This is a genomic window from Halobacteriovorax sp. HFRX-2_2 (genome assembly GCF_043196705.1).
Taxonomy (GTDB): Bacteria; Bdellovibrionota; Bacteriovoracia; order Bacteriovoracales; family Bacteriovoracaceae; genus Halobacteriovorax_A.
In genome coordinates, this window is sequence record NZ_JBEBMT010000001.1 from 678609 (window position 1) to 695055 (window position 16447).

General features: G+C 36.6%; 15 protein-coding genes and 1 pseudogene. 13 read left to right on the forward strand and 3 right to left on the reverse strand.

Annotation, left to right across the window (positions count from 1 at the left end; all coding sequences use genetic code 11):
- From ABMA79_RS03310 to ABMA79_RS03365, 12 genes and pseudogenes are all read left to right on the forward strand, one after another.
- A pseudogene (locus tag ABMA79_RS03310) lies at window positions 1-491 on the forward strand (NADH:ubiquinone reductase (Na(+)-transporting) subunit A); the annotation flags it as partial.
- The gene (locus ABMA79_RS03315) at window positions 491-1699 is read left to right on the forward strand and encodes an NADH:ubiquinone reductase (Na(+)-transporting) subunit B (protein WP_393090829.1); all 1209 of its coding nucleotides are present in this window, start codon (window positions 491-493) and stop codon (window positions 1697-1699) included. The pseudogene ABMA79_RS03310 and the gene ABMA79_RS03315, both read left to right, overlap by 1 nt.
- 10 nt (window positions 1700-1709) lie before the next feature.
- Complete coding sequence (locus tag ABMA79_RS03320) at window positions 1710-2483, forward strand: Na(+)-translocating NADH-quinone reductase subunit C (protein WP_392856354.1); 774 nt, start codon at window positions 1710-1712, stop codon at window positions 2481-2483.
- Complete coding sequence (locus tag ABMA79_RS03325) at window positions 2483-3100, forward strand: NADH:ubiquinone reductase (Na(+)-transporting) subunit D (RefSeq protein WP_392856353.1); 618 nt, start codon at window positions 2483-2485, stop codon at window positions 3098-3100. Before ABMA79_RS03320 ends, ABMA79_RS03325 begins: the two co-directional genes overlap by 1 nt.
- A 13-nt stretch (window positions 3101-3113) precedes the next feature.
- Window positions 3114-3725 carry an NADH:ubiquinone reductase (Na(+)-transporting) subunit E gene (gene nqrE, locus ABMA79_RS03330; RefSeq protein ID WP_021267064.1) on the forward strand — a complete coding sequence of 204 codons (612 nt, stop codon included), beginning with the start codon at window positions 3114-3116 and terminating at the stop codon, window positions 3723-3725.
- 28 nt (window positions 3726-3753) lie between these two features.
- Window positions 3754-4980, forward strand: a complete 1227-nt coding sequence (nqrF, locus tag ABMA79_RS03335) for an NADH:ubiquinone reductase (Na(+)-transporting) subunit F (protein WP_392856352.1) — start codon at window positions 3754-3756, stop codon at window positions 4978-4980.
- A gap of 351 nt (window positions 4981-5331) precedes the next feature.
- Window positions 5332-6672, forward strand: a complete 1341-nt coding sequence (locus ABMA79_RS03340; RefSeq protein WP_393090296.1) for a sensor histidine kinase — start codon at window positions 5332-5334, stop codon at window positions 6670-6672.
- Between the two features lie 62 nt (window positions 6673-6734).
- Entirely contained in the window at window positions 6735-7589 is an 855-nt protein-coding gene (locus ABMA79_RS03345) for a hypothetical protein (protein WP_393090299.1), read from the forward strand.
- Between the two features lie 189 nt (window positions 7590-7778).
- Window positions 7779-9188: a sensor histidine kinase gene (locus ABMA79_RS03350; protein ID WP_392856347.1), complete on the forward strand. Its 1410-nt coding sequence runs from the start codon at window positions 7779-7781 to the stop codon at window positions 9186-9188.
- A gap of 139 nt (window positions 9189-9327) precedes the next feature.
- Entirely contained in the window at window positions 9328-10152 is an 825-nt protein-coding gene (locus ABMA79_RS03355) for a ThiF family adenylyltransferase (protein WP_393090302.1), read from the forward strand.
- A 9-nt stretch (window positions 10153-10161) separates the two neighbouring features.
- Entirely contained in the window at window positions 10162-11007 is an 846-nt protein-coding gene (locus ABMA79_RS03360; protein WP_393090304.1) for a hypothetical protein, read from the forward strand.
- A gap of 215 nt (window positions 11008-11222) precedes the next feature.
- Window positions 11223-12566, forward strand: a complete 1344-nt coding sequence (locus ABMA79_RS03365; RefSeq protein WP_393090307.1) for a sensor histidine kinase — start codon at window positions 11223-11225, stop codon at window positions 12564-12566.
- Here ABMA79_RS03365 and ABMA79_RS03370 read toward each other — a convergent pair.
- Both ABMA79_RS03370 and ABMA79_RS03375 read right to left on the reverse strand, forming a co-directional pair.
- Window positions 12550-13296: a hypothetical protein gene (locus tag ABMA79_RS03370; RefSeq protein ID WP_393090309.1), complete on the reverse strand. Its 747-nt coding sequence runs from the start codon at window positions 13294-13296 to the stop codon at window positions 12550-12552. The genes ABMA79_RS03365 and ABMA79_RS03370 overlap by 17 nt on opposite strands.
- 12 nt (window positions 13297-13308) lie before the next feature.
- Window positions 13309-13914, reverse strand: a complete 606-nt coding sequence (locus tag ABMA79_RS03375; RefSeq protein ID WP_392856338.1) for an iron-containing redox enzyme family protein — start codon at window positions 13912-13914, stop codon at window positions 13309-13311.
- 207 nt (window positions 13915-14121) lie between these two features.
- Here ABMA79_RS03375 and ABMA79_RS03380 point away from each other — a divergent pair, with 207 nt between their 5' ends.
- Entirely contained in the window at window positions 14122-15879 is a 1758-nt protein-coding gene (locus ABMA79_RS03380) for a DEAD/DEAH box helicase family protein (protein WP_393090312.1), read from the forward strand.
- On the opposite strand, the gene ABMA79_RS03385 is transcribed toward ABMA79_RS03380, so the two are convergent.
- Window positions 15853-16413, reverse strand: a complete 561-nt coding sequence (locus ABMA79_RS03385; protein WP_392856335.1) for a hypothetical protein — start codon at window positions 16411-16413, stop codon at window positions 15853-15855. The genes ABMA79_RS03380 and ABMA79_RS03385 overlap by 27 nt on opposite strands.
- Window positions 16414-16447: the final 34 nt, after the last annotated feature.

A 16447-nucleotide genomic window follows, 5' to 3' on the forward strand; every position in this document is an offset into this window, starting at 1 on the left:
GTGAAGTTACTTCTGGTAAAGTTGGACAAGGTGAGGTGAGAGTTGTTTCTGGTTCTGTTTTCAGTGGACGTGCAATGGTTGGAACTTTTTCTTACCTTGGACGTTTCCATAACCAAATTTCTCTACTTACTGAAGGACGTGAAAGAGAGTTCTTAGGATGGCACAAGCCAGGTCTTAATAAATTCTCTGTTAAGCGTACTTTCCTACACTGGTTAAAGCCAGGGCAGATTTTTGATTTCACAACTGCTACTCACGGTTCTGATAGAGCTATGGTTCCAGTTGGGTCATACGAAAAAGTAATGCCTCTTGATATGCTACCAACTCAACTTTTAAGAGCACTTGTAACGAAAGATGATGACTATGCAATCGAACTAGGTTGTCTAGAGCTAGATGAAGAAGATTTAGCGCTTTGTACTTTCGTAAGTCCTGGTAAAGTTGATTTCGGTCCAGCTCTAAGAGAAAGTTTAACTACTATTGAGAAAGAAGGATAATTACAATGTTGCGCAAACTTCTAGATTCTCAACATGATAATTTCGCCAAAGGCGGGAAGTTCGAAAAGTTTTATGCTGTTTATGAAATGATCGATACTTTCCTTTATACTCCAGGTGGAGTAGCGAGAGGTTCAGTTCATGTTAGAGATGCACTTGACTTAAAAAGATTAATGATCACAGTTGCTATTGCTCTTATTCCAGCAATGTTTATGGCAATGTACAATACTGGTTTTCAGGCCAACTCTGCTTTAACAGCAGCAGCTGGTATGACTCCTGAAGGTTGGCGTGCTGATATCATCTTAGCACTTGGTGCAGGCTTCTCTCCAGATAGCCTTGTAGCAAACCTTCTACACGGGTTCCTTTATTTCTTCCCAATCTTTCTAGTAACACAAATTGCTGGTGGTTTCTGGGAAGCTCTTTTCGCGATCGTACGTGGTCACGAAATTAATGAAGGTTTCCTTGTTACTGGGATGCTTTTCCCACTAACTCTTCCTCCGACAATTCCTCTATGGCAAGTAGCTGTAGGGATCTCTTTCGGTGTTCTTATCGGTAAAGAGGTTTTCGGTGGTACAGGGAAAAACTTCCTTAACCCTGCACTTACTGCTCGTGCTTTCCTTTTCTTTGCTTACCCTGCACAAATTTCAGGGGATGCAGTTTGGACAGCAGTAGACGGTTTCACTGGTGCAACAGCTCTTTCTCAAGCGGCACTTGGTGGTGTTGGAGCAATCACGACTTCAATGCAAGATGCATTCTTAGGATTTATGCCAGGTTCAATGGGTGAGACTTCAGCTCTTGCTTGTTTAATCGGAGCAGCGGTTCTAATCATTTCAGGTATCGGTTCTTGGAGAATTATGCTTTCAATGGTTCTTGGAGCAGTTGTTACTTCTGGAATCTTAAATGCTATCGGTTCTGATACAAATATGATGTTCTCAGTAACTCCACTTTGGCACTTAGTTATTGGTGGTTTTGCTTTCGGTACAGTGTTTATGGCAACTGATCCAGTATCAGCTTCTATGACACACAAAGGACACTGGTTCTATGGTGCTTTAATCGGTTTCATGGTTATCCTTGTTCGTGTTATTAACCCAGCTTTCCCAGAAGGTACTATGCTTGCAATCCTTTTTGGAAACTGTTTTGCACCTTTAATTGACTACTTTGTAATTCAAGGAAATATCAAGAAACGTGCAAATGGATACAAAACGGTTTAAGGGGGCAGTGATGAGTAATGATAGTACTGCAAAAACTCTGATCGTAGCAACAATCCTATGTGTTGTTTGTTCAGTTGTCGTATCTTGGTCAGCGGTTTCACTGAAGCCACTTCAAGATGAGAATAAAGTTTTAGATGTTAAGAAAAATCTTCTGATGACTGCTGGTCTTGTAAAAGCTACAGCTCAAAAGAAAGAAATCTTAGAAGCATATAAGCAAATCGAAGAAAAACTAGTTGATCTTAAAACTGGTGACTATGTTACTGATATTGATGTGACAAAATTCGATGCTGTAAAAGCTGCTAAAGATTCAAAAATGAACTATGCAATTCCTGCGTCTGAAGACAAAGGGAAGATCAAGTTCCGTGCAAAGTATTCTAAAGTTTACTTTGTTAAAGCTGGTGAAGAAATCAAGTCTGTTGTTTTCCCAATCCACGGTAAAGGTCTTTGGTCAACAATGTATGGTTTCTTAGTTCTTGAGACAGATCTTAATACTGTTAAAGGTATTGGTTTCTATTCTCACGGAGAAACTCCAGGTCTAGGTGGTGAAATTGATAACCCACACTGGAGATCGGTATGGCCAGGGAAGAAAATCTTTGGTGATGCAGGTAAACCACAAATTCAAGTAATTAAAGGCGAAGCTAGCAAAGCAAGCAGCTTTGATATTGATGGACTTTCAGGTGCAACTCTTACTGCTAATGGTGTAACAGGAACTGTTCGCTATTGGATGGGTGACGATGCATTTGGACCTTTCATTGATAAATTCACACAAGGTGGGGGTGAATAATGAACTTTAAAGAAACAGTAGTTTCTCCATTATTTGAAAATAACCCAATTGCACTTCAAATCCTTGGTATTTGTTCTGCTCTAGCGGTTACAACAAAAATGGAATCGGTAGCAGTTATGTGTCTTGCCGTAACTGTTGTATGTGCATTTTCTAACTTATTCGTTTCTTTAATTAGAAACCACGTTCCAAGTGCAATTCGTATCATCGTTATGATGACAATTATTGCTTCACTTGTAATCGTGACAGATCAAGTTTTAAAAGCTTACGTTTATGACGTTGCAAAATCGATGTCAGTTTATATTGGTCTAATCATTACAAACTGTATCGTTATGGGACGTGCTGAAGCATATGCGATGAAGAACCCTCCAATCATGTCATTCTTTGATGGTATTGGTAACGGAATCGGTTATTCACTTGTACTAGTATTTGTTGGATTTTTCAGAGAGCTTCTTGGATCAGGAAAACTTTTTGGAATGTCTATTTTAGCAACAACTGGAGAAGGTGGTTGGTACCAAACTAATGGTATGGCACTTCTTGCACCATCTGCATTCTTCTTAATTGGTTTTTTCATCTGGGGACTACGTACTTGGAAGAAAGATCAAGTAGAAGAAATGTAAGGGTAGGTGAAATATGTTAGAACATTATTTAAGTTTATTTATTAAAGCAGTATTCATTGAGAACTTGGCCTTAGCATTCTTCCTAGGTATGTGTACATTCCTAGCGGTTTCAAAAAAGGTTAAGACTTCTCTAGGTCTTGGTGTTGCGGTTGTTGTTGTACAAACAATTACAATCCCTATCAACAACCTACTTTATAACTACTTACTAAAAGAGAACGCTCTTGTGTGGGCAGGTATTCCAGGTACAGATCTTTCATTCCTAGGTCTAATTTGTTACATCGGTGTTATCGCGGCGATGGTACAAATCCTAGAGATGTTCCTAGATAAGTATATGCCGGCTCTTTATAACGCTCTTGGGATTTTCCTTCCTCTAATCACTGTAAACTGTGCCATCATGGGTGGTTCACTATTTATGGTTGAAAGAGATTATACTTTTGGAGAGTCTGTTGTTTTCGGTCTAGGTTCTGGTTTTGGTTGGGCCCTAGCGATTGCAGCTCTTGCAGGTATTAGAGAAAAAATGAAGTACAGTGATGTACCAGATGGTCTAAAAGGTCTTGGTATTACTTTTATCACTGTAGGTCTAATGGCACTTGGTTTCCTAAGTTTTTCAGGAATCCAACTTTAGTAACGGTAAGTAATAAAAAGGAAATATTATGAATGCAATTATTCTTGGTGTTTTAATGTTTACCGTTGTGGTTCTAGCACTAGTTTTAGTAATTCTTTTTGCTAAATCAAAGCTAGTATCAAGTGGTGACGTTAAGCTAACAATTAACGGTGAGAAAGTAGTTCACATCCCAGCTGGTGGAAAGCTACTAAATGCTCTTGCTGATCAAAAATTATTCGTATCTTCTGCCTGTGGTGGTGGGGGAACATGTGGTCAGTGTCTAGTTCACGTACACTCTGGTGGCGGTGAAATCCTAGAAACTGAAATGTCACATATCTCAAAGAAAGAAGCTCGTGAAGGCTTAAGACTTGCATGTCAGGTTGGTATTAAAACTGATATGGAAGTTGAAGTTGAAGAGTCTGTCTTTGGTGTAAAGAAATGGGAATGTACGGTTAGATCTAACCACAACGTTGCTACTTTCATTAAAGAATTTGTTCTTGAGCTACCTGAAGGTGAGTCAGTTCCATTTAGAGCTGGTGGTTATATTCAAATTGAAAGACCTGCTGGACTTTCAATCGATTATAAAGACTTCGATATTGAAGAAGAGTATAGAGGAGACTGGGATCATTTCAATCTTTGGCAATACAACTCTACAGTAAACGAAGAAACAATCAGAGCTTACTCAATGGCAAACTACCCTGAAGAGAAGGGAATCATTATGCTTAACGTGCGTATTGCTTCTCCTCCTCCAAGAGCTCCAAAAGGAACTCCTCCAGGGAAAATGTCTTCTTATATCTTTAGCTGTAAGCCAGGTGATAAAGTTACGATCTCTGGTCCATTCGGTGAATTCTTTGCACGTGAAACTGATAAAGAAATGGTATTTGTTGGTGGTGGAGCTGGTATGGCGCCAATGCGTTCACACATCTTCGACCAACTTAAGAGACTTCACTCTAAACGTAAGATGACTTTCTGGTACGGTGCTCGTTCAGTTAGAGAAATGTTCTATGTTGAAGACTTCGACGGACTACAGTCTGAAAATGATAACTTCACATGGCACGTTGCACTTTCAGATGCACTACCGGAAGATAATTGGACAGGTTACACTGGGTTCATTCACCAAGTACTTCACGATGAGTATCTTGCTAAGCACCCAGCTCCAGAAGATTGTGAGTACTACCTATGTGGTCCTCCTATCATGAACAAGTGTGTTATCGATATGCTTCTTGACCTAGGGGTTGAGAGAGACGATATCATGCTCGACGACTTCGGGGGATAAACCTCATAAATTCGTTTTAAATGCGTCAGGCCCCCGCAAACCTCGGTCACATACAATAGTATGCTCCCGTCGGTTAGCGGGGGCCTTCCTTTTTAAAAGCAAATTTTTGAGGTTTATCCCGGTTGATTGCCTCAATCTTTGGCTTTTATGTCCAGGACGGACGGTATGTCCGCGGAGGCAGGAGCCGAGAGCGGACGCATGTCCAGGATGGACGGTATGTCCGCGGAGGCAGGAGCCGAGAGCGGACGCATGTCCAGGACGGACGGTATGTCACATATGAAGAAAATTTAAGTTAAGCTAAGTTATCCTTTCTTCAATTGTTCATGTATTCCACTATGTTAGTTTTGATGTATGGATAATATGACAACCCTTTATATCGTACTCTTATCATTTCTACTTCTGTGTGTTGTCAGTACTTATGTTGTTGCAATGGTGGATAAAGAAAGTGACTACCAGCAATTTAAGATAGCGTTAATACTTAATTTCTTTCTCTATGCTACACGTTTTTATTTTGTTCAATGGGGGGAACTCGACGTCATATTCTTTGGTTTAAAATTCATTCCACTATATTTGATATGTAATTTCTTTCTAAATAATCGCTTAAATCAGTATCGAGTTGAGTTGATGAGTCTTTTTGTTTTGAGTGGAATCGCTGGCCTTTCATTGTATTTAGCTGGGTTTAATTTTGAATATTATTCTTTTGCCGTGGCCGTCGGAAGTTTCACTCCGGGGATCTATGCATTGGCCTACTTTGGTAAGCGAATAAAGTATGTTGTGAATTTCTTCTATTTTACTATTTTTGCAATCGCAGCAATGGTCACATTTTCTTATCCATTTACTTTTACAATTAAAGGCTCTGGGATTTGGGGCTGGAGTGCGGGGGTAGTCACTTATATTGCAATCATGTTGGGGCTTCTGATAAAGATTTTAGTAAAGAAAGTTGATGGGGATTATAAATTGCAAGAAGAGCTAAAGCTTATTAATGCAATTTATAAGGCCGTTATTCATGATACTTCAAATGACTTAAATTTTTTGTCGTTGAGTCTTTCAAGGGCGTTAAAAGATGAGAACTTGACCTATGTAAAATTGGCATATGATCGATTAAGTGAGCTTATCAAATTTAAAGCAGAGATTCGTAAACAATTTAATAAGGAAAACCTTTCATATGATGTGGAGCTTACGACTATACTGAAGTCTGTTGTCTCTCACTACCAAGACGACTTTAACAAGAAGCGAGTTCAATTGGTTGTCACTTATCCTCATCAAAGTATCGAGGCATCGCTACCAATTAGTAAGGAAAGTTTAGTTAACTCGATACTAGGTAATCTTGTTTCTAATGCCTTGAAGTTCTCTGAGCCACGTTCAAAAGTCTATCTCTCAATGATTCACGATAAAACTCATGTGTACTTTAGTGTTATTGATTCGGGTGGTGGTATCCCTGACGATATTATTTCATCAGTAACGAATTTCTCAAAAGTGAGGTCGAGTAGTGGTACTAGTAACGAATTAGGCAGTGGAATGGGCCTCAGCATACTCTGCTACATCATCAAACGAATTGACGGTGAAATTAACTTCATGAGCATGAAAAGAGGGACTAAGGTAATCGTTAAAATTCCTTTCTCAACTCAACTATCTGAATCGTTGAATAATAAACGTGATAGTCGCGGTAATAACGTCATATCACACATGTAAAGAATCTTATCTTTTTCTTACAAAGCTAGTCTTATGAAGGTTTATTAGTTCTAATTATGGATATGAAATCGATACTTATATTATTACTTTCAACTTATGTCTTGGCATCTTCGCCTGTGACAATATCTGAATTTTCAAATTCATTAGAAGATGAGTTAGGTCTAAAATTATCGCGTTTGGATGATGTGGTACAAAAAGTTAGAGTTAGGAAGCCTAATGTTTTTGAAAAGTGGCTCATGAATAAGAGTGGGGCAGAAGCGACATATAATGATAAGACAAACACCATCGTTCTACGTGAAAAGAATTGGCGTGGTCGTCGGATTGTAAGTTTATCAGACTTTCCTAAAGGGCAGGAGTATCAATTTTCAATCCTTGCTTCAACGATCTTTCATGAGTTAATGCATGCAGACTTTGATGTGCTAATAAAGGGGAGCCGTACACGTTCAGACATCGCTCTAAAAAATACTCAACACTGGTTCTCACAAAATATTCCTGGAGTTAATGCTCATATCGCTGCCCATGAATTCTTTGGCTATACGGCCTCTGATTTAATTTTAGGAATTAAAAGTAAGCTTCAGGATCTCTATCTTGCACATGGGATTAATAGTTACAAAAATACCTGTTTTGGAAGAAGGGGATTAGAGCGAATAAAGAAACGCCTTTTTCCTGATGGTGATATTCAATTTAAAGACACATTAAATATTCCAAGTTTTGCAAAGGAATTTACTCCAAATACTATCTTTGTGAAGGGGAAGGATATCAATATCAAAGGTAAGAATTTTCCAGAATCTTTTCGAAATGAAGTCTATCAGCATTTTGTTGAAAATTACCATGCACCTTCTTCATCTCAAGATTTGTTAGAGGTTGCAAGAAGACAGTATGGTGATTTGTTACAAAAGTGCTTTGAGGATATCTGACCCTGGTCTTTTCTAAATAGAAATACTTTCTTTTTTGGTTGGATTGTCGGCAAGTTCTGCATCGCTATTAAGAATCTTGGCCAAAGGTTACAATATATATTGTGGTGTAAAGTTAAAGAAATAACTTAAGTTGCCATTTTAAATCTTATAGTGATAATCAGTATTTATTGTTTGGTAAGGTGTATTTAATTGGAAGTAAGTAATAAGGCATTAGTCGCATATTTCGATGGTGTAAGCTCAATGGGGGATTCCGTTGAAGACTTTATATCTGAACTTCCTGTTAAAGATAAAAACCTCTTAGATGTAAAGTCACGCATCACGTGGCAAGAGTTTAAAGACATTACTATCTTCTTTTCTGAGAAGTATCCAAACTACACTGAGATTATCAGTAATACTGGTGTTTCAAATAGGGTTATTAAACCATTTTTTGACATCGTTACTTACTTCATTAGTTATAGCTTACTTTATGAATTCTTTTTGAAATTATCTTTCAAAATGCTTTATACAAATATCAAGATTGATACAAAGAAGTTAAGCTCAGATTCTTTTCAAATTATTTTTGAATTTTCAGACCCAGCACATATCTTTCATGAGTTCATCAATATGTATGTTGAACTTTTTAAAACGATTCCTGTAAATTTCATCGGCTGTCGTACATACTCGAAAGTGAAATATTTGATTGTTGAAGATAGAGTGGTGTTTTCTGTAAGAAATGCAGCCTTTGCAAAAGTTAGTATCCCAAATCTCTTATATAATTTCTTCTTCACAAAGAAAAAACTTCACGAAGTTATTTTGAAGAATGTGGAATATTCAAATCTTCTAGAAAAGCAGAATCTAGAGCTTGAAGAGTATCGAAAAAGCTTAGAGTTACTAAATACAGAGTTAAATCTGAGTAATCGTACACTTCATCATGATGTTGCCAATAAGCTTCTTAGTCTTGAAGTCGCTAAGAAAAGAATTGAAAATGGAGAGTATGAACAAGCGGTTAATAAGATTAATCAATTTTCAAACTCTGTTAAAGGAATCATTCAAAACTCAATTGTTACAACTCATATTGATGGTGAACTTTTTGAACTTGAAGAAATTAATTTATACGACCTTTTAATTGAGGCAGTAACTGAATATGACGATATTGCTATTCAAAAAGGTGTTCGTATTATTCATGATTTTAAAATTGATCAAAACTTAACTATCTATACAAATAAAATCGCACTCCAAAATAATTTAATCTCTAATATTATGTATAACGCGATTAAGTTCTCACACATGAATGATAGTATCGTTTTCTCGGCGTCTGTGTGTGATGAGAATCTATGCTTACGAATCGTTGACTTTGGTGTTGGTATCCCAGAAGAGAAGCTTAAGTTAATTAAAAAGAATGTTGGTCTAATTGGTTCGACAAAAGGAACTAATGGTGAGAAGGGATCAGGTCATGGGATGAGTATCATCATGGATACTGCTAATGCACTTGGATTCAAAGTCAATATTTCTTCGAGCCTAGGTAATGGAACCTCAATTGAGTTATTGAAGAATATTTCTCAAGAAGAAACTGATTTTAACAATGTACTCTACCTCGATAGTCAAAGTTCTAAGTCTTAATTTTTCCTCGTAAGTATCAAGTATTACAAGAGTGTGCCAAGTATTTTTGCTGAGGTCTTGAAAAGGCCCGGTTGTAACTCCCCAAATTCTCCAAAAAAAATATTTTAATTTATACTCTCACGTTAACTGGAGGGTAGAGATGTTTTCAAGAAATATTGGATTAATTACTCAAGAAGATCAAGATAAGTTGCAAGGAGCATCAGTTTTAGTTTGTGGTGTTGGCGGTATGGGAGGTGTCGCTAGTGAAGTTCTTGTTCGTATGGGAATCGGAAAAATTAAAATAGCGGACTTTGATCGTTATGAAGCGCACAATTCAAATCGCCAAATTCACTGTAATGCAAAGAACTATGATCGATACAAAGTCGATGTTTTAGAAGAGGAGTTCAGAAGTATAAACCCCGATCTTAAAATTGAATCATTTAACGAAGGTGTTACAAAAGATAATATTGAAGCACTCCTAGATGATGTTGATATTGTTATCAATGGTATGGACGAAATGTTTTATTCATTGATTTTGGAGAGAGCTGCCCGCCGAAAAAGTATTACAATTGTTGATGCCTGGATTACTCCGTTTGCGTCGGTATTTGTAATGACTCCTGATTCTCCCCACTGGGAAGATTATCTTAATTTATGTACTAGAGACGTTGCTATTGAAGACTTAACTCCTGACTTGTGTAACCAAGCCGTTAGGGAAGAGGTCGATTTTACCTTTAGTCACTTTTCTCCCTATAAATATATATCTAAGGATCTCGTTGATAAAATTGTAACTAAAGAAGCTACTAGACCAAGCTTTACGCCTGTTGTTTGGCTCTCTGGTGTATTAATGGCAAATGAAGCCTATAAAGTTATCTGTGGACTTCCCCACACTGACCACTTAGGTGTGTTCTTTGACCAATATGAGTTTCAGCTAATGAAAGCGGGGACAAAGAGTAAGAAAGGAAAACAAGTAAAGAAAGCTGCCTAGGGAGCATTTATGAACGAGATTAAATGGGGGAGTTACTCCTTTAGAACATATTTTAGGCCAGGTCTTCACTTGGATGATTTTAACTTAAAGCGCTTGTACCGTTCAATTGTAGAAATTAATAATACTTCTAAGAAAAAAGTAAATATTAGATATCTTCAATTAGAGGATATGGATGAAATTAAAAGCTTTCTGAGTCATATTATTGTTTCAGTTGTTCATACACGTGGTAAGGATATTTCATTTTTGATGAATTATATAATTGAAGATGGTTCTGTTAATATTCTTCATGTTGGAATTATGGTTGCAAATTCATATACAGGTAATGATGCAATGGCCATGTTGGCATGTTTCAATAAGTTAGAATATTTCAAAAAACATAAGAGTTTTTATACGACAAATATATCTGCTACACCTGCTGCAATTGAAGCATTCGATAAGATAAGTCACAAAGTTTGGCCATCTCCAAAGAGTCAAATTAAGAAGCCTCCAAAGGACTATATCAACGTTGTTAAACTCCTCGAAGAGTTTTACATTAAGAAGTGGTTTCAGGACCCAAAAGAGTGCAGTATTGACCCTTATCGCTTTGTTCTTAAGTCTCCATGTAAGAAGATGGGATTTAAAACGAATATGTTTCAGATGAGTCGAGCAAATAATATTGAATATCAAAACTTTTGCCATAGTATCATTGACTATGAAAATGAAGAAGATTTAGTACAAGTTTCAAAATCTGGATATCTTGAATTTTTAAAGACTTACCTACTTACAAGTCTTTTTCTACACTTTAAAAAGCCACCAAAATACTATGGCCAAGAGAGAAAACTAAATGAGCACACAGAGATCGAAAAGATAGCTTAGTAACTTAAAAATTAGGCCTGAGGTATGAGAATTACACTTGGGCCATTATTTAAAAAAGTCGATATAAATAAATAATGTGTTCAAATGATAATTATTCTTAAATTAAATTAACCACGCCTTAGGAAGCCAGTAAAATCAGGTATTTATAGGCTGAAAAAGATTCACTGTCTTAATAAAGTATATTTGTTTCTGTTTGTTTATGGTACTGAACACTCGTGGATTCAATTATAATTTTATACGCCATTTTATTAGGCTTCCTAGTACTATGTACTGCGAGTGTATTTCTCGTATCTGCCGTTGATCGATATCAAGACTATCTTGATTTTAAGAAATTTCTGGTCACAGTCATTTTGGCGTACTTTATTAATTTCACTGTCGGTGTGACACCTCATTTGGCCGCTGGCTCTTTCTGCCTTCAGTTCTTTCCAATATTTTTCTTAAGTAATTATATATTAGCGGGACAAAAGAGATTAAGCCTTCGCTACTTTGGTCTTTTGCACTTAACTGGGATCAGCATTAGTTTCGCTCTTTCTTTTTGGACACAAAACTTTACAGCTTTTAGTCTTCCCTTGGTCTTGAGTGCATATTCACCTGGCTTTGCAGCGATATACTATATTCTAAAAAGAAAAAGCTCGCTTACAAATTTCTTCTATGTCTTTGTTATGTCACTTGGTGCATTGAACTTTATTTCATTTTCTGTATTTCGCTTTGTTCCTGGGACTGAGCTATGGGGATGGAGTGCTGCCGTCTTAAACTATATCTTAATCATGTACTGCTTTTTTCTGATGATTCTAGATAAGAAAGTTATTCTTGATGCTGAGTTAAAAGATGAGTTGAAGCTTACCAATACTCTTTATAAAACTTTGATTCACGATACATCTAATGATTTGAATTATTTGTCCTTTAGCTTAAGTCGAGCAATTAAAAGAGATGATATCTCTTTCGTTGAAAAGGCCAATGAAAGATTAAATGAGTTAATAAGGTTTAAAACGGAGATAAGAAAACAGTATCAAAGTGATAAGGGTATCAGTCATAAAGTTAGTATGATTAATATTCTTTCGCGAATTGAAAATAACTTCTTGGATCTCTATCGATTAAAAGGAATTCAGCTCGTAAAATCAATAAAGAATGAGAGTGATGACATTAATATTCCTATAAGCGAAGAAGTTTTAATTAAAACAATTCTCGGTAACTTACTCTCAAATGCACTAAAGTTTTCGCCACAAGGCGCTCAGGTTCATTTAAGTATAGATGTGTGTATGGATATGATGCATATACAAGTCATTGATTCGGGGAAGGGGATCCCTGAGCACATTGTAAATGAGGTCAAAACTTATAGTAAAGTTACTTCTAGTACTGGGACTAATCACGAAATGGGTACTGGTATGGGGCTTGGAATTGTTTGTTTCGTCGTTGACCGTGTCAAAGGTGAAATTGAATTCACGTCACGAAAGAATAAAGGAACGACTATTGATATTAAAATACCAACAGTCGCATCTCAATTAATTAATGGTCTAAAGTCTGATGATCAAATAGTACACTCTACGCTGCTGCATTAAGCTCCTCATAAATTGAATTCAAGTTTAATTCCAGATCACTATTTGATTTGAATTTTTTAAATAATTGCTCTGTTATTTTAAAAAGAGGATGTGCATAGCGAAGTTTACTCATTATACTTGCATCTGTTGAGAGAATATCAACGTAGTCTTGAGCTCCATTTGAAAATTTAAATAGCTGATTTTCCACTAATACTTTTGCTCCAACTGATATACTTGCTTGGGATACCTTCTTATTGGAATTTGTACAGGAAATGATTGGCCCATTATTTTGCATTAATGATCTCTCCATTAGTGTGACAAGTACTAATGCCTTCCATGGGAATTCATCACTCTTGGTATTAAATTTTGAAGTAATGGTAAAGTTACCGCATGCTAGAATATGATTTCCTTCAATCTTATTCAGTACTTGTTTTTTGATAAGATCATTCCAATTTTTAAAATATGATGAGTTTTGATCGATATTACTTTCAAGGTTAAATACTGTATTGGCCCCTCCTCCAACAAATTCTCCCTTGTAGTAAATTGCTACTAGTTCATCTTGTTTGTAGAGCTCATCTGAATAAAGCTCAATATCTCCCTCCCTAAGTCCTAGCTTCTTATATGCACTAGTCCACGTATGCTTCCACTCATTATAAAATTGCTCATAGTAACAATAGAGAGGGTCATTCAAATCAGTATTTTTTGGTGATAGGATAATAAGTTCTAAGTCATTTATATCGATACTCTTCATTTTTACTCCTACTTATGCTGCAGTTTTATCTTGTTTTTCGATATTTGCTTCAATTGCATCTAGGATATTGAAGAATATCTCCTGTGAGTATCTTCTGTTTTCAGCAATAAAGTTTTGTATATTTTTAGGTAGGGATTCGATTAATTTTCTCGCTTCTTCAACATGATCTTCATCTTCCTCGTAATGTAGTTTAATAAAACTAGAAATCTTGCCACTTGAAGCACTTATTTTCTCGTGGACGTATGGGCCAGCTTTTGCAACTAAGTCTTCCAAGAAAAATATATAGCCCATTAAAGCAAGAGGGTGCTTATACTCAATTTGATAGTATTGGCCTTGATAAAATGCTTTCGTTAAAGAGTGCTCCTGATGACTTTCAATATTAGACCCAAATCTTTGTAGATCTCTTATGGCCAATTTATCGTGAGCACTTTCTTCATTTAAATGCTCTTTAAAACGACGAAATATTTTGTCATCATCAAGTCGTGCCATTGCTAAACAGAGTAACTTCTCTGAATGGGATACGTAAAAGTATGTCTGTGCCAGATACTCTGCTACAAAACACTCATTCTCCCATGGATAATTTTTAACTTTTTCATAAATATCAAACTTACTTGTCATCCTACGTCCTTCGTTAAGTTAGTTGATACATGGTAACTGAAATTTATTGTCGGCTTTATTTATTGTATTAAATGCGTGAAAGTAGTGTGTAAATGTTTTTTGTTTTTGATTTAAATGCCAAATTTTTAGGGTGATAGCACAGCAACTATCTGTATTTATTAGCTTATTTTTCTTCATTGATTAGCTCTCTTTTGCTAGTCTTTAGAGATGAAGTTTAAACTCAGGGATTATCAAGTTGAAGCTGTAGACAAGGTTGTGTCTCACTTTAGAAAATGTGGTGATCCTTCTCTTATTGTTCTCCCAACAGGTGCTGGAAAAAGTTTAGTAATTGCTGAGCTTGCACGCATTGCTCGAGGTCGAGTTCTTGTGATGGCCCATGTAAAAGAGCTAGTCGAACAAAACCATGCAAAGTATGAGTCCTATGACCTAAAGGCCGGGATATTTTCAGCTTCCATGAACCGAAAAGATAAGGACGATAAAGTTATTTTTGGTTCTATTCAATCGATTGCACGTGCACCCGAGGACTTCTTCAAAGACTTTTCCCTTATTATCATCGACGAATGTCACAGAATTTCTCTAGAAGAAGAGTCTCAATATCAGCAAGTATTTGATAAGCTCAAAGAAATGAACCAAAAGGTTTTCTTTCTTGGCCTTACGGCCACGCCATATCGTCTGGGAATGGGGTGGATTTATAATTACCATTACCATGAAATTCTAAGAACAAAAGAAGAGCGCTTTTTTAAGCACTGTATCTATGAGCTACCTTTAAGCTATATGATTAAGAATGGCCATCTAACGAGGCCCATTAAGATAGATTCTCCTGTTGCTTGTTATGACTTTTCAAAACTTGAAGTAAATGAGAATTCTGGAAAGTTTTTAACTGAAGAGATTGAAAAGATTTTAAATGATAGTGCACGCGTTACACCAGGGATTGTAAAGCATATCGTCCAAGAGGCAAAAGAGCGAAATGGAGTCATGCTTTTTACATCAACTGTAAAGCATGCCAATGAAGTCTTGAGTCTTCTTCCTGAAGGGGAGAGTGCAATTGTAACAGGTGAAACTGATCAAAAAATTCGCGATCAAATAATCGAAGACTTTAAGAATCAAAAAATTAAATTCTTAGTAAATGTCTCTGTTCTAACAACAGGTTTTGATGCTCCTCATGTGGACTTGATCGCTATCCTTCGCCCCACTGAGTCCATTAGTCTTTATCAACAAATTGTTGGCCGAGGACTTAGGCTTTATGAAGGAAAAGAAGACTGTTTGATTCTCGACTACACTGGACTTGATCACGATATATTCAAGCCGGAAGTAGGTGAGGTTCGACCTCATGGTGAAACTCAAGAGGTACAAGTGATGTGTCCTGATTGTGGCCACGCCAATATCTTCTGGGGAAAGGTTGATAGTGAGGGTGGAATCACTGAACACTACGGCCGAAAGTGCCAAGGGATTCATATTGATGAAAGTGATATGAGTGTCGAGGAATGTGGTTTTCTCTTTCGCTTTAAAAGTTGTGATAATTGCGGTCAAAGTAACGATATTAGTGCACACGTTTGTGCTCATTGTGAGCATGAGCTACGAGATGCTGATAAGAAATTAAAAGAGGCGATGCAGCTTAAAGATGCTCACATCATGCGCGTCGAGGAGATGATCTTTAGCGAATATCAAGGTAAGAAGGGGCGCTCGCTTGAGGTGAGTTACTTTGATGTAAATGGAGAGTCTCTCAAGGAATACTTTCAATTAAATAATAAGTCGCAACAGATGGCCTTCTATCACGCCTTTGTAAAAAAACACTTAAAAACCCCAGAGCTTAAGTACTATATTGATGATCTCGATAAAATTTTGAAAGATCGCAAATACTTTAGAGAACCGAAATTTGTGATTGCTCGTAAGAAGCAGCGTTTCTGGCAAATAAGAGAGAAAATTTTTATCGAAGAACTAAAGTCGGCGAGATACACGAAATAGCTTTTCCATCGCAAGCTCTCCCAGTGTTTCAGAAAACATTTCAAAGAGTGTGTCTGGGATAGAAGATTTCTCTCCCTTCCAGTAACTCTTAGAAAAGAAGAGGCACTTTCCGTCTGAAAGTTGTCGAACATTTATTTCACCTTTTAGTCCTTTTAAAAATCCCTTATCAAATGTGAACGGATAAGTTCCAGGTTTAGTGATGCGTGGGATTCTAAAATTTAGAGACATGGGAAATGGCATCAAAGTGTGATCGAGATAGAGATAAATTTCTTTCTTCTTTTCTGAGTAACCTGATAGTTTTACTAGGTCGATATATTCATTGAATTTTTCGTAGCGCGACAATTTCCTTAACGCGACTTTACATTTATTTGGATGAATTCCATATATTTGGTAATCTAAACTTTGTTTGTTTTCTTCGGTCTTAACGATGGCCTTTCGGTAAATTCTTTTTTTATCAACTAAAATTTCTTTGATGTCTGCATCAATCCCCTTGAAATCAGAGGCGATTGCGAGATTTGAAAATAGCAAAATCAAGTAAAAAACTACTGTAATTATCAATGGTTGACGC